This is a genomic window from Sinorhizobium meliloti (genome assembly GCF_017876815.1).
In the GTDB taxonomy this organism is placed as follows: domain Bacteria; phylum Pseudomonadota; class Alphaproteobacteria; order Rhizobiales; family Rhizobiaceae; genus Sinorhizobium; species Sinorhizobium meliloti.
Window position 1 is genome coordinate 2,672,212 of record NZ_JAGIOS010000001.1, and the last position, 19,261, is coordinate 2,691,472.

The following is a 19,261-nucleotide window of genomic DNA, read 5'->3' on the forward strand; positions in this document are numbered from 1 at the left end:
TCCCCATATGCGTCGGGCAAAGAAGGAAGAGTAATATGTACCTGTCTATGGAGTCACAAGCTCCTGCAATTAAAGCGCAAAACTGGATAGGGGGCGAGCCCCTTGCGAACTTCCAGCCCGGCACAGTCTACGTCCTCGAATTTTTTTCCACCACGTGTCCACATTGTGTGGCGCCGATGCTCAATCTGATACAGCTGCAGGAGAAATACAGGGACCGAGGACTGGAGGTCGTTGGCGTGGCTGCAGAAGAACGGGCTGCGACTGCCGATGACGCTCGAGCGCATTTGGACCCATGGTTGACGGAAAACGTCCCGAAGTTGAACTTCCGGGTCGGGATCGACTGCACAGGCGAAATGGAAAAGCTATGGAAGGAAGCGAGCTTTTCTTTCGGAGTTCCATATTCGTTTGTGGTCGACCGAGACAGCCGCATCGCCTTTATCGGTCATCCGACGGACCTCGATTCTGTCCTGCCGCAGGTGCTTGACGGCACGTGGCGTAGCAGCGATCAAGCAAAAGCCGTCGAAAGGGAGCGGATCGCCAAAGGGCGAGACGACGCGCAACTGAACCCGATTCTAGACAAATTCACCGCGGCGATAGAGATGAAGGATTGGATGACAGCGCTCCCGGCGATCGAAGAGGCTATCGCTTTGATGCCAGATGACATCGACCTCCGCACGACTCATGTGGAAACTTTGCTTTACAAAATGCGCGACATGCAGACCGGCCTGACCGTACTGCGGCGATTGGTTCGTGACGCTATCGACAGAAACGACCAGGAGTGGCTGTTGAACGCGTTGGACCAACTCTTCAATCCAGATGAGTATGATTACACGCACTTTCCGTCTGCCGAGCGCCTTGCTATGGGCAAGGAGCTCTCCGAACACATCCTTGCACTGACAGGGCTGAAAGACGAGGTAAAGGCGTCGTATTATCGGGCCGTCGCTCCATACTACTATGAGAGCGGCAATAAAGCTCGCGCGGAGGAATTGCTCGAGCTCGCACTCAAGCTGGCGGACGGACTGCCTCGGGTAAACCCGTCCTGGCTAGAGGGTGTGCTGCAGACCCTCGCCACCTACAAGGGCGAGAAGGTTTGTCACGGAGCTCCTTGTGTGGCTCCGAAGGAGAATGTTCCGAATGGTGCCACACGGCAGGCGGAGAAGAAGAACCCGGCTTGAGGATGGCTCTAGATGTGAGCTTTCAGGACGTTGAGGGTGTAGACACCCCCTCGCTCCGTCGCTGCGGCAAAGTGCTGCCGTTGATCATTACTTGAATGGAGGCGTCGATGTCCGGCGCTTGCCGCGCGGGCAATGGTGGCATTGCAGCAACGTGATTACTAGGAGTCCTTTATAGTCATGCAATTTTCGGCAGCATTGCTGAGCTGACCGGTACTGAGTTTGCCAGCACTTGAGCCGGCCGTGCAGTATCGCGTCTGGAACTTCCATTCAAAGCTGAAGTGATGTTCGAACACATGTCCGAGCTGCACCGAATGGTCACCTCGCCCAACCACCGCCCCTTAACGGACCAGTCAAGTTTCTCTTGCCCCGAAACCGAAATGTCGGCGCATTTCTCGTTGCCGGACTCGTGCAAACTTGCTTTGCCGACTTGACAGGATGTGACCGGAATCCATATATAGCAGCTATATCCCCGTCATTGCCACTAGATTTAGGAAGCGCCAGCCCGATCGGCGTTCGATGCGATGCCTCGACTCCGCGCTTTGCAAGCAAACATTTCAACGCTGTCGCCGCTCGTCGGCTATGCCTCCGACGATGCCGACAAGAAGCGGCGAACCTTCCAGCCATGGCGTGCTTGGTACAATACCGCCGCATGGGAGGACCTGCGCCAAGCCGTGTTCCTGCGCGACAATTACACATGCCAGCGCACAGGCGAGCTTTGCACCGCAAAGGCGCCGGCCCCGAATAGTCCCGTCGCGCACCATAGGACCCCGCATCGAGGAGATCCGAAGCTCTTTTGGGACATCAACAATATCCAGACCGTATCCAAGCGGGTGCACGACGGAGAAATCCAGCGTGAAGAACAGGCCATCCCCCACGGCCAATGGGATTGACGCCATGCCTTGGCATCTTGCCTTCTCGGTGCTGATCATCGTCGGCGCCCTGATCATCTTCGTGCTCGTCACCGGCATCGCCCCATAGGGACGGAGGGGAAAGGTCGAAAGAAGGCCCCCCTGCTGGCGATGCGCACGCTGTCATCACGCCAGCCTTCTTCGGCTTGCCGTCAAGCAGCCGCTAGCCTCGACCTATTGCGACTTTGGCAACGTGGCATGGCGAACCTCGGCGAGCGAAACTGCTCAGACAGCTCACATTTTGCAGCTGACAGAGAACTTTTGTCCGGCTTCCAGGCGACCCTTCCACGTGCAGTCCGGGCGATTGTTGCGTGTCACAAGTAAATCGATCTCGCCCGGCTCGAAGGCATAGGTGCCGTCTGGCTTGGCCTCCCTTGGGCGCCATCCATTTATTTCGATAACGAAGTCCACAGGAGGGACTGGCTCGACGAGGACCGTCAGTGTTGGAAATTGGTAAAGCTGCATGAAGACGTATTTGGGCTGCAGGGTACTGACTATCTCCGCATACAGATGTGAGCCACCGAGCCTCAGGTCCGCCTTCCCGGCATCTCCTTCGCCAACTATGCCTCCTGGTACGGTGCTGACATAGCCGCCTTGTTCTATAACCGTCGCGAACTTCGCGACCTCAACCGGATCGACACCAGCTTTCAACGCGTTTGTGCTTATCTTGGTCGCCACATCCTTCAGTGCAGCTTCCGCCGCCGCAGGTGTCACAATAATACCAGCTTCGGCCGACCACTGAGCGATCACCTTTTCCAGTGTTACGTCGACCTCTTGTGCACGTGCCGATGTTGCGCCGGCGCTGAGAATTATCAGCAGAGCTCGTAGCCTCCAACTCAGCCGCCAAGCCCAACTGCTTGTCATGACGTTCCTCCGGAAGCTGTCTCCTTGAGACGTTCAAATGCAACTAAGGCGACTACAATTGCAAGCAAGAGGACGCCAAGCAAAAAGAAGCAAAAATGCATCCGATAAAGCGCTTGTATGCGCATTGTTCCGACCAGTTCGTAGCATCCATTAAACCAAAGATTTGAAATCTGAAACTTCCACAATATTGCACAAAGAACTGATGCGGCAATAGCTATCATAGATAGCAATGTGAAAAACATGCTCCAATTTGATAATTTAAGATTACCTTGAATTCCGATTAGGACAGCAGCGGATAATCCTAATAGGCCCGTACACAAGCCTAATACCAGTTCCATGGTTGTAGAGAGAAAGTCGACGGTCTCCTTGTACCTTTCGACGGGCGTACCGAGCGTACATGGGTCGAGCGGAATCCAGTGGACCGCCGCAATCATCACTCCCGTGATAACGACCACCCCCATAACCGCTGTAGCAACCGTTCGTATCGACACGATGTCCCCCACATCTATTTACGAGCAATCTGTCGCAACGTACAGGGGGGAGGGTGAAACATGATAGCCCAAAGCAGCCCAAGGACCGGCCCTCGCGCAATTCGGAGATTTTTTTCGCGCGGCGGAAAAAACGAGAGCGGAAATGGAGGATTTTTAAAGTCCATCATGGAAAACGCCGAAGATTGGGCGCCATAAGGTCGAGAGGCGGGCTGTATCGGTCCTTCAGGCTTTTGGCCAGCAGATCGGCGCGACCTCGCCGGGCCGCGTGACCTCCGGGTCGACGGGACAGACGATCAGACGATCCGGATAAGCATTCGGCCGGGATATTGCCCGGCGGTGACATGGAGAAGCAGCGGGCTGTCGTTGGCGACCGCATTGCGGATGACTTCGGCGGCGATGAACTCGACTTCATTAATGCAGCCATAGCTGGCTTTCTCGTCCAACCAGAGGCTGAAAGGCATGGTCTCGGGATTGTGTTCCAAGGCATGGACGACGGCGGGCTTTTCGCCCGCGTCCAGATTGGCATTGTGCATCAGGTAGACGCCATAATCGCAGCGCAGCCAAAAGCCCGGCTCGGGAGCATCCTGGTGCCAAAGGGCGCGCTGCCCCTTCGACCAGCTTGCCTCGGCGGATTTGAGCAGGTCGCGCAATTGCGCGACTGGGAAAGTCAGTAGCATTGTTGGGTGCTCCATTCATAGCATGCGGAAAGCACGCCTGCGCCGCTCGGGGCCTCGCATCCGATTTCTTGCCCGCCCTCGGCTGGTGTGCAAACCGCGCGAGCGCATGATTGCCGACGATAACCATACCGGCGGGTAAAATCATAGCGGTCATCCGGCCTCTCCGGTCGCGCCGGTTTTACTCGGCCCGTGCCGCGTTGCGCTGCGCCTCAAGGGCGGTGACCGCGAAGTTCCGGTATTTGTTCGTCGCCTTCGGCGAGAAGGAAACCGGATTGATCGGGAAGGCCTTTAAGGGTTGATATCGCCCTTTTCGCCCCCGGACGAGGAAAAGCGATGCGGTGAATTTGACCGCGTAGGCTTCCGGCGAGGTCAGGTCGGGGTGGTCTTTTAGGTCCTTCCTTGGTTTTTGCCGGCCCCTCATTGGCGCGTGCTCAACACCTATAGAGACCGGGGTCGGGAGTTATCACTAAGTGGTTGTTGTTGCAGTAAAACGGTAAGCCATGAGCAAGCGAAAACAAGCCGGCCGGCCGCCGCATGAGCCGAGCGAAAAAGATCGGAAAATGGTTGAGGTCCTATCGGGCTTCGCGGTGCCGACAAAGGATATAGCCGAGGTCGTGGGGATCACTCAGGCCACGCTATTCAAGCATTACCGGGATCAGCTGCGGCGCGGCGGCGCGCTCGTTCAGGCCAAGCTGGTCGCCAATCTCCTGCGGATCGCCAGCGGCAGCGATGGCACGGCGCTAAAGGCAATCACCTTCGCGCTGCAATGCCGCTTCGGCTGGTCGCAATATGTGCCGCGCCCGGATGGTGAACGCGATCGGCCTCCGGGCAAGAAGGAAATTCAGCAGCGCGAGGCCGAAACCGCGCATACCGAATCCGATTGGGGCCGGCTGTTGAATTGACCGGCTGGAACTTCGCCTGCCCGGATTGGGAGCAACGGCTCCTTGCCGGTAAATCGCTGATCCCGGATTTGCCGCTGGACGAGGCCGAGGCGGCCCGCGCCGTCGATATCTTCAATAAGCTCCGCCTGCCCGATGTGCCCGGCCAGCCGCTCCTGCGCGATGCGGCCGGCGAATGGCAGCGCGATATCGTCCGCGCCATCTTCGGCTCAATGGTCGGCGACACGCGCATGGTGCAGGAGCTTTTCTGCATGGTGCCGAAAAAGAACAACAAGACGACCGGCAGCGCCGGGGTCTCGTTGACCGCCTTGCTGATGAATTCCCGGCCGCATGCCGAATTCATCTATGTGGGGCCGACGCATGAGGTCTCCGACCAAGCCTTTCAGCAGGCGGTCGGGATGATCGAGGCCGACGATTATCTAAGCAAGCGGTTCCATATCGCGCACCATACGAAGACGATTCTGGACCGGCGCAACAAAGCCCGGCTCAAGGTCAAGACCTTCGACATGAAGGTCGTCACCGGCTCCAAGCCGATTTTCGTGTTGCTGGACGAACTGCACCTTATGTCGTCCATGGCCGCCGCCGCCCGGATCATCGTCCAGATTCGCAACGGCATGCCGGCGCCGGAATCGGTGCTGGTCATGATCACCACGCAATCGGACGAGCCGCCGGCCGGGGCATTCAAGACGGAACTCCGATATGCGCGCGGCGTCCGCGACGGCCGGATCAAAGAAAGCCGTATGCTGCCGATCCTCTATGAATTCCCGGAGGAGATGCAGCGCAGCGGCGCGTGGCGCGATCCGGCGGTCTGGCCGCTGGTCAATCCGAACCTCGGCCGCTCGATCACGCTGGAAAAGCTGAAATCGAGCTATCAGGCGGCAGTCGAAAAAGGCGACGAGGATTTGCGCCTGTGGGCGTCGCAAAGGCTGAACGTCGAAATCGGCGTCGCCCTGCATGACGACCGCTGGCTCGGCGCCGATTATTGGGAAAGCGCGGCCGATCCGTCCATCACGCTCGACTCGCTGATCGCCGAGTCCGATGCCATCGTTTTCGGCATCGATGGCGGCGGGCTGGACGATCTATTCGGGCTGGCGGCGATCGGCCGTTGCAAGCGCAATCGCAGTGAATGGCGGCTCTGGTCGCATGCCTGGGCGCACAAGGATGTGCTCTCCCGGCGAAAGGAAATCGCCGACCGGCTGCATGACTTTCAGCGCGACGGCGATCTAACCATTTGCGAGACGCCGACGCAGGATTTCGAGGAAGTCGCCGACATCATCGCCCGCGTCCGGGATACCGGGCTGTTGCCCGAAAAGGCCGGCGTCGGCCTCGATCCGGTCGGCGTCGCCAACATGGTCGATGCGCTGGCGGTGCGCGGCATCACTGGCGATCAGGTCGTCGCGATCCCGCAGGGCTACCGCCTTTCGGGCGTCATCCAAGGCACAGAGCGCAAATTGAAGGACGGCACGCTTTGGCACGCTGGCGCGCCGCTCATGGCGTGGTGCGTCGGCAATGCAAAGGTCGAACAACGTGGGAATGCGGTGCTGATTACCAAGCAAGTCGCGGGCAAGGCGAAAATTGACCCGCTCGTCGCCGCCTTTGATGCGGCCATGCTGATGAGCAAGAACCCCGAGGCGGTCGGGGCGGGCATGGATAGCTATTTCCTAAGCCTCGCAGGGGCAGCGGCGTGAGCCTCCTCCGCAAAATGGCGACCTTCTTCCGGCGGCTGTCCTTGCGCACCCCGGACGGCTGGTATCCCGATGGCCAGCGCTCGGACGCGGGCGAGCCGATCACCGACCAGAACATCCTCGCGATTTCGGCTGTATGGGCCTGCGTCAATCTGCTGGCCGGCACCATCGCATCACTCCCGCTCATGGTCTATCGGACCAACAGCCGGGGCGAGCGCACGCTGGCGCGCGATCATCCGTTGTTTCGCATCCTGCATGACAGCCCGAATTACGACCAGACGGCCACCGACTTTTGGGAATACTCCTCGGCCTCTATCGAGCTTTGGGGCAATTCCTACGCGGCGATCGAAAGGAATGGCGGCGGCCGGGTCGCGGCGCTTACGCCCTTGCGCCCGGATAGCGTCAGCGTCCGCCGGCTCGAGAATGGAAATCTGGAATACCGCTGGACCATGGACGGCGAGAACCATGTCGGCAGCGACCGCGCCATTCTTCATATTCGCGGCTTTGGCGGCGATCCCCTCGGCGGCATGTCCACCTTGCATTTCGGCCGGCATGCTTTCGGCCTTGCCCGCGCGATCGATCGGGCGGCGGCCGGGACATTCAGCAACGGCATGATTTCGCAAACGGCGCTGACATTCGAGCGGTGGCTTACCGACGAGCAGCGCAATCTGGCCGAAACCAAGCTCTCGGAGAAATACATCGGCGCCAAGAATAGCGGCCGGCCGATCATCCTTGAGGGCGGGACGAAAATCGATGTGCTTTCGATCAAGCCCGAGGACGCGCAGATGCTCGAATCGCGGGGATTTTCGGTCGAGGAGGTCTGCCGGTTCTTCGGCGTCCCGCCCTTCATGGTCGGGCACACGCAAAAGGTGACCAGCTTCGGCTCCGGGCTTGAGCAACAGGTTTTGGGCTTCCAGAAATTCACGCTTCGCCGCCGCCTAAAGCGGATCGAGCAGGCTTTGGAAAAGCAGCTGCTTACGCCGGCCGAGCGGGCCGCCGGGCTCACCATTGAATTCAATCTGGAAGGATTGCTGCGCGGCGATAGCACGGCGCGGGCGGCCTTCTATCAGTCGGTGCTGGCCAACGGCTGGATGACGATCAACGAGGTCCGGGAAAAGGAAAACCTGCCTCGCGTCGAGGGCGGCGATGTGCCGCGCATGCAGATGCAGAACGTGCCGATCACCGAGGCGGGCAAGCAACAGGAGGCATTGCCGGCGCCGGCCGAAAATCAGGAGCCGGAACCATGAAAACCAAAGATTTCACCCTCCAAGTCAAGGAACTGACCGAGGACGGCACCTTCGAAGGCTACGGTTCGATTTTCGGCAATGTGGATGCCTACGGCGAAAAGGTCGTTCCAGGCGCCTTTGTGGAGAGCCTCGCCAAGCACCGCCGCGAGGGCACCAACGTCCTGATGCTCTGGCAGCACGACCCCGACAATCCTATCGGCGTTTGGGAGGATTTGGCCGAAGATGCCAAGGGCCTTTACGGCAGAGGCCGGCTGATCCTCGAAATCCAGAAGGCCCGCGAGGTCCGCGCGCTGATGCTGCAAAAGGCAATCGGCGGCCTCTCCATCGGCTATCGCGAAGTCGAGACAGAGCCGGATGGCAATGTCCGCCTCCTGAAAAAGCTGGAGCTTTACGAGATTTCCCCGGTCGCATTCCCGGCCAATCGCCGGGCGCGGATCGAGGCCGTCAAATTCGGAGAATTCGAGGCATTGGCGCGGCGCGGCGAGCGCCTCCAAGAGCTGGCGCGGTGCTTCCGCGACGGCGAGCCGATGCCGGCAAAGGAATTCGAGGAAATCCTGCGGGATGCAGGCTTCCCGAAAAGCGCAGCCGTACAGATCGCCTCTGTCGGCTACGCCAAGGCCATTCGGAGTGAGTCCGAGGGCAGCAAGGCGAACGAGCAGGCCGCGTTTCTTCAAGCCCTTTTGCGCGGCTGATTTTTCCCCTCACTGCGAAAGGACTCCGCTATGCCGGACCCTGTAGAAAAGACCGCCGAGCAGCTGGCTCTGGAGGTCAAAGCCGAATTCGACAAGACCATAAATCAGGTCAAGGAGATTGCCGAAAAGGCACTCGCCGAGGCCGCCAAGGGCGTCGGCTTGACCGACGATTTGAAGGAAAAGGCCGACGAGTCTCTCCTGAAAATGAACGCCCTGACAGAGCAGGTCGCCGACATCGAGCAAAAGCTCGCGCGCGGCGGCGGCAACAAAAACACCCCTGAAAAGACCATCGGCGAGCAGTTCGTCGAGGACCAGGGCGTTAAGGACTGGGCGCAGTCCAGTCCGAGCAAGGGCAAGGCGGACGTTCGCTTTAAGGCGACGATCACCTCCGCGACGACCGACACGGCGGGCGCCGCCGGGGCCGCCGTCGAGACCACCCGCCTGCCGGGCATTCTTGCCCTACCGCAGCGGCGTTTGACCGTTCGCGGCCTGATTTCGCCGGGTCGCATGGACGGCAATTCGCTGGAATACGTCCGTGAGACGGGATTCACCAATTCGGCGGCGCCCGTCGCGGAAACAGCGGCCAAGCCGGAGTCGGACCTGAAATTCGATCTGGTCACGACCTCGGCGAAGGTCATTGCCCACTGGATGAAGGCGAGCCGTCAGATTCTTGACGACTTCTCGCAGCTTCGTTCGATCATCGACCAGCGGCTCCTGTATGGCCTCGCCTATGTCGAGGAAGGCCAGCTGTTGAACGGTGACGGCACCGGCCAAAACCTGCATGGGATCATCCCGCAGGCCACCGCCTATGCCGCCGCGTTCACGCCCGATGCGCCGACCGCGATCGATACCCTGCGGCTTGCTCAGTTGCAGGCGGCGCTGGCCGAGTATCCGGCCACCGGCCATGTCATGAACCCGACCGATTGGGCGCGGATCGAGTTGGAAAAGGACACGACCGGCCGGTACATCATCGGCAATCCACAGGGCATGATCGGGCCGACTCTTTGGGGCCTGCCGGTCGTCGCCACGCAGGCAATCGCGGTTGACAAGTTCCTGACCGGCGCATTCCGGCTCGGGGCGCAGCTTTTCGACCGCTGGGACGCCCGCGTCGAGGCTGGGTTCGTCAATGACGACTTCATCAAGAACCTCGTCACGATCCTCGCCGAGGAACGCTTGGCGCTGGCCGTTTATCGGCCGGAAGCCTTCATCTATGGCGATCTTGGCTATGTAGCCTGATCGATGGGGGCGGCTTTCGGGCCGCCCTTTTCCTTGCCTTGAAAGGGAGCAACCACCATGGCCGAGTTTACCGTGAAGCGGCAGCATCTTGGCGACCGTATGTATTTGCCGGGCGATACCCGCCAAGCGGACGAAAAACAGGTCGCGCATCTGGTCAAGGCCGGCGTGCTCGGCGCGGCGGGAAATCAAGCGCCTGAGACCGAGCCCGCGACGCCAACGCCAGCCCCGACTCCAGCCCCGGCGCCCGCGCCAGCCCCGACGCCGACGCCGACGCCGACCCCGACGCCCAAGCCGGAAACGCCAACGATCCCGGAGGAGCCGGTGCCCGAGAAACCCGAGAAGCCGGAAAAGCCCGAGAAGCCGGAAAGGCCGGAAAAGCCGAAAGCAAAGGCCGTGGCCAGCGCGCCGAGGAATAAGGCCCTGAAAGCGGCTCCCAAAAATAAGGGTGCATAAGCATGCTCGTTCCAACGCATCGCCCGGTCCTTGTCACGCCGCCGGCTGCGCCGCCGGTCAGCCTCGCCGATGTCAAGCAGGCGCTCCATGTCGAACACACCGAAGACGACGGCCGGCTCCAAGACGAGATAGACGCGGCCGTCGCGCATTATGAGGGGCCGGATGGCATTCTCGGCGGCGTCATTCTTTCCGAGCAGCAATGGCGGCAGGATTTCGATCGTGTCGAGCAAAAGCTGCTTCTGCCGCTGCGTCCGGTCGGCGATATCGTCAGCGTGATCTGGAAAGACGAAGACGGCGCGGAGTCGACCATCGGCGACACGAATTATGCGCTGCTGACCGACGCGGCTGGCCGATCTTATGTCCGCTTCCACGATTCCTATGAACTGCCGAACTATCTCTATGAGGTCGCCGGGGCGTCGGTCGAGTTTGCCGCTGGCTATGAGACCGTCCCGGCCGACATCAAGACTGCCATCATTGTCCGCGTGCAATTGCAATATGACGAGGTGGCCTCGGCGAATGGCCAGAACCTTGAGCGGGTCGAGGCGAATCTGATCCGCAAATATCGCCGACCGGGGATCGCATGATGGCTATCGCGGCCGGCGACCTGCGCGAAAAAATCACCATCGAGCGCGCCAGCTACGTGCCCAACGAATTCAACGAGCCGGTTGAAACATGGGCGCCCTATATCAGCCGCCGCGCCCGGCGCGAGGATTCGGGATCGGGCGAGAAAGAGGCGGCCGGGCAGGTTGGCGCCTTCCTGATGGCGCGCTTTGCGATCCGCCGCGACGCCCTTGTCGATGGCATCAAGCCCGCCGACCGCATCTCCTATGACGGTGCCCATTGGAACATCAAGGAGATGAAGCAACTCCGCGACAATACGCGCTTCCTCGAAATTACAGCGGTAAAGGACTTAGGTTGATGGCCGGCGTCCGGGTCTCAATCGAAGGGCTGAAACAGCTTGACCAAGCCCTGGCGGAACTGCCGAAAGCGACCGGCAAGGCGGTTTTGCGCCGCACGCTGATCAAGGCCGGCGAGCCGCTGGCCGATGATATGCGCGCCGAGGCGCCCGACGATCCGGCAACCGGCGGCAACGATCTGCGAAGCTCCATCGGCGTCGGAACCAAGCTGTCCAAGCGGCAGGCGAAACTGCATCGCAAGGAGTTCAAGAACGACAAGGCAAGCGCCGAGGTTTTCGTCGGCGCCGGGCCGGTGCCGCACGCGCATCTGCAAGAATTCGGCACCTCCCGCCATGGGCCGCAGCCTTTCGCGCGCCCCGCTTGGGATGCCGGCAAAAATCAGGTCCTCGACACCATCAAGGACGAACTCGCCGTCCAGATCACCAAGGCGGCGCAGCGGCTTGCGCGTAAGGCGGCAAGGCTGGCGGCAAAGGGCTAAATCCGAAATGGAAGAAGCGATTACGGCGCTCCTGTCCGGCGTGGCAGGCGGGCGGCGGTTCTGGACGCGCGCGCCCCAAAAGCAGGCGGACGGCTCGGCCATGCCGCGCCCCTATGTCGTGCTGTTCCGCATCGATGGCGTGCCCTCCTACCACTATCGGGGCCGCGACCTGATCTCATCGCGCATTCAGGCGAATTGCTACAGCGACACATTCACGTCCGCCAAGCAGACGGCCCGCGCCCTGATCGCCGCCGTAGAGGGCCATAGCGCCGGGATCATTCAGGGAATTTTCATCGAGGACGCCGGTCGGGATGTGACCGCCTCCGACCCCGGCGAGGTCACGCCGCTGTTCGCGATCGCCGTGGAATTCACGGTCATTCACTCCGCCTAACCCACCCCCAAGGAGCGCCGTCATGGTTACTGCCGCTGCAATCGGCTGGTCCACTACCTATGAGATTTGGGATGCCAGCCTTACCACTCCCGCCTTCGCGTTTGTCGCGGAGGTCAATTCCGTCACGCCCGGCGCCGCCGAGGTCGATCGCATCGACGCCACGCATATGCAAAGCCCGAACCGGCGCCGCGAATATATCGCCGGCCTGATCGACAACGGCGAGGCATCTTTCGAGATGAATTTCGTACCCGGCAGCGCAAGTGACGTGCTGATCAGGGGCCTCCTCGATAGCGGCGCCTCGGTCCAGCACCGCATCACTTTCCCGAATGGCCACCGCGTCACCTATAACGCGGTCATCACCGGCTACGAGAAAGAAATCCCGGTCGATGACAAGATGACCGCGACCGTGACCGTGGCGGTATCCGGGGCCGAAACTTGGGATGAGGCACCCTGATCATGGCAAATCCACACCGTGGCTCCGTCGCGTTCAACGTCGGCGACCGGGCCTATACCCTATCGTTCTCGATCAACGCGATTTGCGAGCTTGAGGAGCTTCTCGGCCAGCCGGTCCCGCAGATCGCCGCCACCCTCAACAAGCCCGAGGACATCCGCATGACGACCGTCCGCGCGCTGATCTGGGCGGCGCTGCGCGACTATCATGAGGAAGTCGATCTGAAAGAGGCGGGCGCCATCGCCAGCGAGGCCGGCATGCCGGCGGTTATGGAGGCGATTGGCCGCGCCTTTCAGCTTGCCTTCCCGGAGGCGGCGGACAACGCAAACCCTCGGAAAGCCCCGGCGCGGAAACCGGGGCGGGCGGCCTGAATCCGGTCGATCTGTTGCGGACATGGGTCGAAAGCGGTCAGGACCCCGCGCGGTTCTGGCGGCTTACCGTCCGGGAAATCACCGTCATCCTTGAGGGCTGCGCTAATCGCCTGAAACGCCAGCATAACGAGCGGGCGTGGCTGGCTTGGCATATCGAGGCGCTCGCCCGCCAGACCCGACTCCCGAAACTGAAAACGCTTCTCCACGGCGCGCCCGCCGGCAAGCGCCGCATGTCGCCCGAGGAAATCGAGGCGGTGGCGCGCACGTGGCTCGCCTCAAGGCAGAGGAAAAATCATGACATCAGCGGTCATCGGCGCCCTCCGGGTGAATCTCGGACTCGATAGCGCCGCCTTTCAGGATGGATTGAAAAAGGCGCAGTCCGGGCTATCGCGCTTCGGCTCGATGGCAAAGACTGGGCTCATAGCTGGCGCCGCAGCAGCCGCCGCCGGCTTGGCCGCTTTCGGCGTTTCGGTGAAGGGAGCGATCGACGCCGCCGACGACATGTCGAAAATGGCTCAGAAGATCGGCATTCCGATCGAGGAGCTATCGCGGCTGAAATACGTCGCCGATCTATCGGGCGTCTCGATGCAGACGCTTGCCACCGGGGTTCGCAAGCTCTCCGTTAATATGACGGACGCGCTGGCCAAGCCCACCAGCGAGGTCGCGGCGGCCTTCCAGAAGCTCGGCATTGAATTGACCAACGCTGACGGCTCGATGCGGTCGTCGCAAGATATCCTCGTCCAGCTGTCCGACAAATTCGCGGCCATGCCTGATGCCGCGGAAAAAACGGCGCTGGCGATGAAGCTGCTTGGCAAATCCGGCGCCGAAATGATCCCGCTGCTGAATGGCGGCTCGGCGGCCTTGAGCCAGATGATGGCCGAGGCCGACTCCTTCGGGCAGGTTTTCACGAAGGAAATGGGCGCCAACGCCGAGGCCTTCAATGACAATATCTCGCGGCTGACCGGCGTCATCGGCAATCTCGCGGCGCGGGTGGCGACCCAACTCCTGCCGCATATGGTGGCCTTCTCCGAATGGCTCGTCCAGAACGCCCCGGCAATCGCCAACTTCGCCGTCAAGATGGTGGAATTCGGCGCGGGCGTCGCTGAACTCGGGATGGCAATCGGAAAGCTCGGGCAGGATATTTATGCGCTGGTGACCGGTGCATGGGCGGAATTCGAGGCGGCTTGGAACCGCATCATCGAGAAGCGCAATCAGCTTGTCGCCGCGATGCAGTCGTTCGGGCAGGAGGTCATTGCGGCCTTCATGGCGCTGCCCGCGCGCATGGCGGAAGTCGGCGGGCAGATCATTGATGGGCTCTGGAATGCCATCAAAGCACGGTGGGAGGTGGTCAAGGCCGGCCTCGCCGCGTTCGGGCACGAAATCGTCGCCGCCTTCAAAGCGATCCCCGGCCAAATGGCCGCGATCGGCACAGATATTATTGATGGCCTCTATAGCGGCATTCAGCAAAGGTGGAACGCCGTCAAAGGCGGCCTTTCCTCGATCGGCCATGGCGTCATCAATTTCATCAAAAACCCGCTCCAGACGCACTCGCCGTCGCGCGTCATGCATGAAATCGGCGGCTACGTCATTCAGGGCCTCGCCAATGGCATCATGGCCAACCAGCCTTTGGCATTGAGCGCCGCGCAAGAATCCGCCGGGGCGATCACAGGCGCCTTCAATGGCGTGCAGCAGATCGGCGGCACGATTTCCGGGATGCTTACCAGCGCGTTCCAGGGCCTTATAGACGGCTCCAAAAAGGTCAAGGACGTTCTGAAAGACCTTCTCGGCCAGCTGGCGCAAATGCTGGTGAACCAAGCGTTCCAAACGCTGTTCGGCGGCGGCGGTGGTGGGAGCGATCCATGGGCCGGCCTCCGCTCCGTACGCGGCGGCGGTGGTGGTGGAATCTTTGGCTTGATCGGCAGTCTGTTCGGCTTTGCCAATGGCGGCTCGTTCAAAGTCGGCGGGGCCGGCGGCGCCGATAGCCAGATTGTCGCCTTCCGCGCCTCGCCGAATGAGCGCGTCAGCGTCACCAAGCCGGGGCAGGAGACGCGGCACGGTGCCCCGGTCGCGGTCCAGGTCGGCGTGACTGTCGATGATGACGGCAGAATTCGCGCCTATGTGACCGACATGGGCTCCAAGGCGGCGCAGACGGGCGCGGCAATGGCCGTGCGGCAAGTCAAGTCCAGCATGCCGCACCTGATCGCCAACGCGCAATCGCGGTCAATGTGATCATGACGCTACGTTGGCCGCTCGATATCTTGCCGCCGCGCGAGATTGTCGCCGATATCGCCCCGCGATCCATGGCCGCCCCGGCCGCCGTGTCCGGGGTCCAGCAAGTCGTCGCGTCCGACGCTGGCCTCTGGAAAGTCGCCTTCGGCGGCATCCCGGTTGTCAATGGCAATGCGGTGCTGACGTGGCGGGCGATCGCGGCCACGCTTGAGGGCCGTATCCAGCCGATCCTCGTCCCGCTTTCGCACTGGTATCAGCCGGAGCCGCCCAATGCCGAGGCGCTCGGTCTCTGGAACCCGGTGGCGCATTCCGACAATACCCGCTTTACCGATGGCACCGGCTATCAGGGCTCGGTCAATGACGTGCGCCTTCTCTCGGCCGTCGCATCGCGCGCGGTCTCGGCGACGTTCAATGTCGTTGCGGCCGGCGCCAAGATGCAGCCCGGCCAAATCTTCTCCCTCGGCGAGCGGCTTTATCGGCTGCGCACCGTCACTTGGACATCGGCCACAGTCGCGGCGGTGACATTCCGGCCGCCGGCCCGCGAGGCCGCCGCAGCCAGCCAGCGGGTGGAGCTTGATGATCCAGTGTGCCGGATGCGCCTTGCCTCCGATGCCGAAATGGACCTGCCGCTGGATTATGGCCGCTGGTCCTTCCCCACCGTCAATTTCATCGAGGATGTTTGATGTCGTCGTTTTTCAGTGCCGACCAGATCGAGGCAATGAGCGGCGCCGTTGTGCGCTGCGACTTGCTGGTCGAGATGGCGTTCCGATCGGAAACTATTCGCGTCTGGAATGGCAATACCGAGCTTATGGCCGGCGGCAGGAAATGGCTCCCGATGTATGGCTATGGCATCGTGGACGGCCTTTCCATGCCAACGTCGGCCGTCTCCGAATCCATCACGCTACAGCTGAACGGCCTGCCAAATCAGGCGGCCGATTTCCTGAAAGTCGCGATTGATGAAACGCCCGAGGTCGATCAGCAGACCGTCACCGTTTTCATCCAGCTATTCAACGAGGATTGGCAACCGTTCGGGGTCCCGGCGCCGATCTGGTGGGGCTACATGCAGCCGCCCCGCATTTCCCGGACCCAAGTCCGCGACCTTGAAGGCGCGGTTCAGACAATCACGCTGACGGCCGAGAATGCTTTCTTCGGTCGATCGCGCCCGCCCTTCGGCCGCTACACGGATCGCGACCAGCAGAACCGCTCGCCTGGCGACCGCTTTTTCCAGTTCACGGCCAGCCTCGTCTACAAATCATTCCGCTACCCGGATTACTGATGACGGTTGATGAATTCATCACGGCCGAGCTTTCCCGGCCGTTTTCATGGGGCAAGAGCGATTGCGCCGCCATGGCCGATCGCTGGGTGCAGGCCGTCGCCGGCTTTTCCCCTATGGACCTTTTCGGCCGCCGCCACCGCGACGAGGCCGAGGCTCTGGAATGGCTGCGCGAGCCCGGCAGCATTGCCGTGGCCGTCAATCGCGTGATGCGCGCCGCTGGCTTCAAGAAAACCGCCGAGCCAAGGATTGGCGACGTGGGGCTCGTCTTCCATGAGGGCCGGCTTTGCGTGGCGATCCTCGCGGGGTCGGTATGGATTTGCCGCGATGAGTCCGGCCTGATCGGCGTCGCACCGGCCGCGCTTTGGAAGGCGTGGAGGATCGAATGCCTGCGGCGGTAGTGGGCATCATTGGGGCGATCGGCGCCGCCGTATCCGGGATCGCCTCCACCGTCGCCGGATTGTTCGGGGCGATCGGCTCCACCGCGATCGGCACCGCCTTGCTGAAACTCGGCCTGTCCATCGGCCTGTCCTATCTGGTCAGCGCGTTCAACAGGCCGAAGCAACCCAAGCCCGAGGACGTGCAGCAATCGTTCCGGCAGGCGACGGCGCCGAGGGTCCGCCATTACGGCCGGGCGAAAGCCTCCGGGACATGGGTCTTTGCCGAGGCCAAGGGCGGGCATTTCTACAAGGTCCTCGCGATCGGGCAGGGGGAAATTGATGCGATTGAGGAATACTGGATTGATGATAAGCAGGTCACGCCCGATGCCGTGACCGGCAAGACCGGGACGAATGTTCGGCTCCGCGCGCGCCTCGGCAAAACCACCGAGACCTATTACGACGAGCTTGCCGCCGTCTTCCCGGATAGCTGGACGGCCGAGCATCGCGGCGACGGCGTGGCGTCGGTTTTCGTGACGCAATACGCGGTCGAGCAAAAAAACTACCTGCGCAATTTCCCGAACGGCATCAACACCACCGTCCGCCTCGTCTTCCGGGGCGCCAAGGTCAAAAATCCGATTACCGGCGCGACCGCATGGAGCGACAACGCCGCTGCGGTGATCCGGGATTACATGACGCATCAGGATGGCATGCGCCTCCCGGAGAAATTCGTCGCCACCGCCAAGGCCCACGCGGGCTGGCGCACGGCTTTTACGCGGGCGGCGGAAACGGTCCCGCTCAAGGGCGGATTGTCCGAGCCGCGCTATCGCCTTTGGGGCTCCTACCAGATGGACGAGCGGCCGGCCGACGTGCTGAGCCGCATGCTGGCCGCCTGCGATGGCCGGTTGGTGCCGACTGCTGACGGCGGGCTGACGCTGGATATCGGAACGTGGGCCGAGCCGGCGGTGGTCCTCGATAACGACTCAATCACCGGCTTTTCCGAGCTTGGCCGTGGCCGCGATATCCTGACGACCGCAAACACCGTCCGCGCCACGTTTCTTGATCCGTCGCAGGATTATCAGGCGGCCGACGCCGATCCGTGGGTCGATGCCGAGGACGTATCCCTTCGGGGCGAGATCGAGCAGGACATTCAGCTGAATATGGCGCCAAGCCACAGCCAAGCGCGGCGGCTGATGAAATTGGCGGCGTGGCGGGCGAATCCCGCATGGATTGCCACCTTCCAATGTAACCTGCGCGGCCTCGCCGCCTTCGGCGAACGCTTCGTCCGGATCGATTATCCGTTGCTCGGCATCAACTCCGTTTTCGAAGTGGACGATTTCCGCTTTGTCATCGATGAGGGCGGGCTTCTGGTCGGCGTGACCATTCAGGTGCACTCGATGCCGGCCACCGCCTATTCATGGGACCCGGATCAGGAACAGGGCGACGCGCCGGTATCTGAGAATTCCGAGACCGACGACGAAATCCCGGTGCCCGACCCGCCGACAGTGACCTTCGTCGGCATGGCCGCCGAGCTTTCCTTTGAGCCGTCGCCGTCGCCGATCCTCAATATTGAGGCGCGCTGGAAGCGGACAAACCAGAGCACGTGGACGGAGTCCGGCGTGCTGGCCAATGCCGCGTCCACCTTCACGACCCCGGCGCTAACAGAGAACGTCGAATATGAATTCCAGCTTCGCTATGTGACCGAGCGCGGCTTGGAGGGCAATTGGTCGGTGAGTGCGCTCGGCACGCCAAGCGGCGATCCGGCGGCGCTCGACTCCTTCACAGCGGTCGGCGGGTTGGGCCGCGCCACGCTCAATTTCGATACCGCGACCGTGGACGGCAATCTCAACACCATTGCCATCTACCGCGTGCCATTCGGCCAAGCGCTGAACAAGACGACGCATTTCCTTACCCGGATTTCGGCCGCTCCGAACGATACGATATCGCTGACCGATGGCGACGCGACACCCGTCAATCTGCTCACCAATCCGGGATTTTCGAGCGACGTGGGCTGGACGACGACCGCCGGGTGGGCAATCGCCAACGGCAAGGCATCGCACGCGCTCGGCGTCTATGGCGGCATTTCTCAGGCGGTCACGCTGGCGGCGGGCACTGTCTATCGCATCGCATATACCATCCTCGATTACGACGCCGGGGCGCTCCAAACGCGCCTGACCGGCGGCACCCCCGTTGATGGCGAGTGGATTTGGGGCAATGAGCGGAAATTGCTCAAGCTGACCGCCGCCAGCGGAAACACTGCATTCCAGGTGGACGCATCCACCGACTGCGGCGCCTCAATCGATGACGCCGTGATCTTCGCGGAAACCGGCACATGCGCGCCGCAGGGCGTGTGGAATTACTACGCGATCCCCGAAAGCGCCGCGCTGGTCGAGGGGCCGGCATCCGGCCCGATCACCGCGACAATCATCTGACAAGGGAGAAAACGA

General features: G+C 61.6%; 23 protein-coding genes. 19 read left to right on the plus strand and 4 right to left on the minus strand.

Features of this window, described 5'->3' with window-relative positions; all coding sequences use genetic code 11:
* Positions 1 to 35: 35 nt before the first annotated feature.
* Both JOH52_RS12760 and JOH52_RS35905 read left to right on the plus strand, forming a co-directional pair.
* Complete coding sequence (locus JOH52_RS12760; protein WP_014529285.1) at positions 36 to 1,175, plus strand: peroxiredoxin family protein; 1,140 nt, start codon at positions 36 to 38, stop codon at positions 1,173 to 1,175.
* A gap of 852 nt (positions 1,176 to 2,027) precedes the next feature.
* Positions 2,028 to 2,153, plus strand: coding sequence for a hypothetical protein (locus JOH52_RS35905; protein ID WP_267899156.1), 126 nt, complete (start codon positions 2,028 to 2,030; stop codon positions 2,151 to 2,153).
* 164 nt (positions 2,154 to 2,317) lie between these two features.
* On the opposite strand, the gene JOH52_RS12765 is transcribed toward JOH52_RS35905, so the two are convergent.
* The 4 genes from JOH52_RS12765 to JOH52_RS12780 all read right to left on the minus strand — a co-directional run bounded on the left by JOH52_RS12765 (position 2,318) and on the right by JOH52_RS12780 (position 4,536).
* Entirely contained in the window at positions 2,318 to 2,947 is a 630-nt protein-coding gene (locus JOH52_RS12765) for a hypothetical protein (protein ID WP_017265736.1), read from the minus strand.
* Entirely contained in the window at positions 2,944 to 3,438 is a 495-nt protein-coding gene (locus JOH52_RS12770; protein WP_234835374.1) for a hypothetical protein, read from the minus strand. The genes JOH52_RS12765 and JOH52_RS12770 overlap by 4 nt, the downstream gene beginning before the upstream one ends.
* Positions 3,439 to 3,731: 293 nt before the next feature.
* Entirely contained in the window at positions 3,732 to 4,115 is a 384-nt protein-coding gene (locus JOH52_RS12775; protein ID WP_014529287.1) for a DUF3085 domain-containing protein, read from the minus strand.
* Positions 4,116 to 4,293: 178 nt separating this feature from the next.
* Positions 4,294 to 4,536 (minus strand): hypothetical protein, encoded by a 243-nt coding sequence (locus tag JOH52_RS12780; RefSeq protein ID WP_014529288.1) that lies wholly within the window; start codon positions 4,534 to 4,536, stop codon positions 4,294 to 4,296.
* 139 nt (positions 4,537 to 4,675) lie between these two features.
* On the opposite strand from JOH52_RS12780, the gene JOH52_RS12785 reads away from it, so the two are divergent.
* The 17 genes from JOH52_RS12785 (at position 4,676) to JOH52_RS12865 (ending at position 19,246) form a co-directional block, all read left to right on the plus strand.
* A complete protein-coding gene (locus tag JOH52_RS12785; protein ID WP_017272372.1) occupies positions 4,676 to 5,017 on the plus strand; it encodes a hypothetical protein in 342 nt (113 codons plus the stop codon).
* Positions 5,014 to 6,702, plus strand: coding sequence for a terminase large subunit (locus JOH52_RS12790; RefSeq protein WP_153530120.1), 1,689 nt, complete (start codon positions 5,014 to 5,016; stop codon positions 6,700 to 6,702). The genes JOH52_RS12785 and JOH52_RS12790 overlap by 4 nt, the downstream gene beginning before the upstream one ends.
* Positions 6,699 to 7,946, plus strand: coding sequence for a phage portal protein (locus JOH52_RS12795; RefSeq protein ID WP_127657909.1), 1,248 nt, complete (start codon positions 6,699 to 6,701; stop codon positions 7,944 to 7,946). Before JOH52_RS12790 ends, JOH52_RS12795 begins: the two co-directional genes overlap by 4 nt.
* Positions 7,943 to 8,638, plus strand: coding sequence for an HK97 family phage prohead protease (locus JOH52_RS12800; protein ID WP_014529292.1), 696 nt, complete (start codon positions 7,943 to 7,945; stop codon positions 8,636 to 8,638). Before JOH52_RS12795 ends, JOH52_RS12800 begins: the two co-directional genes overlap by 4 nt.
* Positions 8,639 to 8,668: 30 nt before the next feature.
* Positions 8,669 to 9,874, plus strand: coding sequence for a phage major capsid protein (locus JOH52_RS12805; protein WP_014529293.1), 1,206 nt, complete (start codon positions 8,669 to 8,671; stop codon positions 9,872 to 9,874).
* Positions 9,875 to 9,931: 57 nt separating this feature from the next.
* Positions 9,932 to 10,327: a hypothetical protein gene (locus JOH52_RS12810; RefSeq protein ID WP_014529294.1), complete on the plus strand. Its 396-nt coding sequence runs from the start codon at positions 9,932 to 9,934 to the stop codon at positions 10,325 to 10,327.
* Between the two features lie 2 nt (positions 10,328 to 10,329).
* Positions 10,330 to 10,911, plus strand: coding sequence for a head-tail connector protein (locus JOH52_RS12815; RefSeq protein WP_014529295.1), 582 nt, complete (start codon positions 10,330 to 10,332; stop codon positions 10,909 to 10,911).
* Entirely contained in the window at positions 10,911 to 11,246 is a 336-nt protein-coding gene (locus JOH52_RS12820) for a phage head closure protein (RefSeq protein WP_020479543.1), read from the plus strand. Before JOH52_RS12815 ends, JOH52_RS12820 begins: the two co-directional genes overlap by 1 nt.
* Positions 11,246 to 11,722: an HK97-gp10 family putative phage morphogenesis protein gene (locus JOH52_RS12825; protein ID WP_014529297.1), complete on the plus strand. Its 477-nt coding sequence runs from the start codon at positions 11,246 to 11,248 to the stop codon at positions 11,720 to 11,722. The genes JOH52_RS12820 and JOH52_RS12825 overlap by 1 nt, the downstream gene beginning before the upstream one ends.
* A gap of 7 nt (positions 11,723 to 11,729) precedes the next feature.
* A complete protein-coding gene (gp17, locus tag JOH52_RS12830; RefSeq protein WP_014529298.1) occupies positions 11,730 to 12,113 on the plus strand; it encodes a tail completion protein gp17 in 384 nt (127 codons plus the stop codon).
* A 22-nt stretch (positions 12,114 to 12,135) separates the two neighbouring features.
* Positions 12,136 to 12,567, plus strand: coding sequence for a phage tail tube protein (locus tag JOH52_RS12835; RefSeq protein WP_013844689.1), 432 nt, complete (start codon positions 12,136 to 12,138; stop codon positions 12,565 to 12,567).
* Between the two features lie 2 nt (positions 12,568 to 12,569).
* The gene (locus tag JOH52_RS12840) at positions 12,570 to 12,935 is read left to right on the plus strand and encodes a GTA-gp10 family protein (protein WP_013844688.1); all 366 of its coding nucleotides are present in this window, start codon (positions 12,570 to 12,572) and stop codon (positions 12,933 to 12,935) included.
* A gap of 294 nt (positions 12,936 to 13,229) precedes the next feature.
* Positions 13,230 to 15,164 carry a phage tail tape measure protein gene (locus JOH52_RS12845; RefSeq protein ID WP_014529299.1) on the plus strand — a complete coding sequence of 645 codons (1,935 nt, stop codon included), beginning with the start codon at positions 13,230 to 13,232 and terminating at the stop codon, positions 15,162 to 15,164.
* Positions 15,165 to 15,166: 2 nt separating this feature from the next.
* Positions 15,167 to 15,847, plus strand: coding sequence for a hypothetical protein (locus JOH52_RS12850; protein ID WP_014529300.1), 681 nt, complete (start codon positions 15,167 to 15,169; stop codon positions 15,845 to 15,847).
* Positions 15,847 to 16,440 (plus strand): hypothetical protein, encoded by a 594-nt coding sequence (locus tag JOH52_RS12855; protein WP_014529301.1) that lies wholly within the window; start codon positions 15,847 to 15,849, stop codon positions 16,438 to 16,440. Before JOH52_RS12850 ends, JOH52_RS12855 begins: the two co-directional genes overlap by 1 nt.
* Positions 16,440 to 16,838, plus strand: a complete 399-nt coding sequence (locus tag JOH52_RS12860) for a DUF6950 family protein (RefSeq protein WP_014529302.1) — start codon at positions 16,440 to 16,442, stop codon at positions 16,836 to 16,838. Before JOH52_RS12855 ends, JOH52_RS12860 begins: the two co-directional genes overlap by 1 nt.
* Entirely contained in the window at positions 16,823 to 19,246 is a 2,424-nt protein-coding gene (locus JOH52_RS12865) for a phage tail protein (protein ID WP_014529303.1), read from the plus strand. Before JOH52_RS12860 ends, JOH52_RS12865 begins: the two co-directional genes overlap by 16 nt.
* Positions 19,247 to 19,261: the final 15 nt, after the last annotated feature.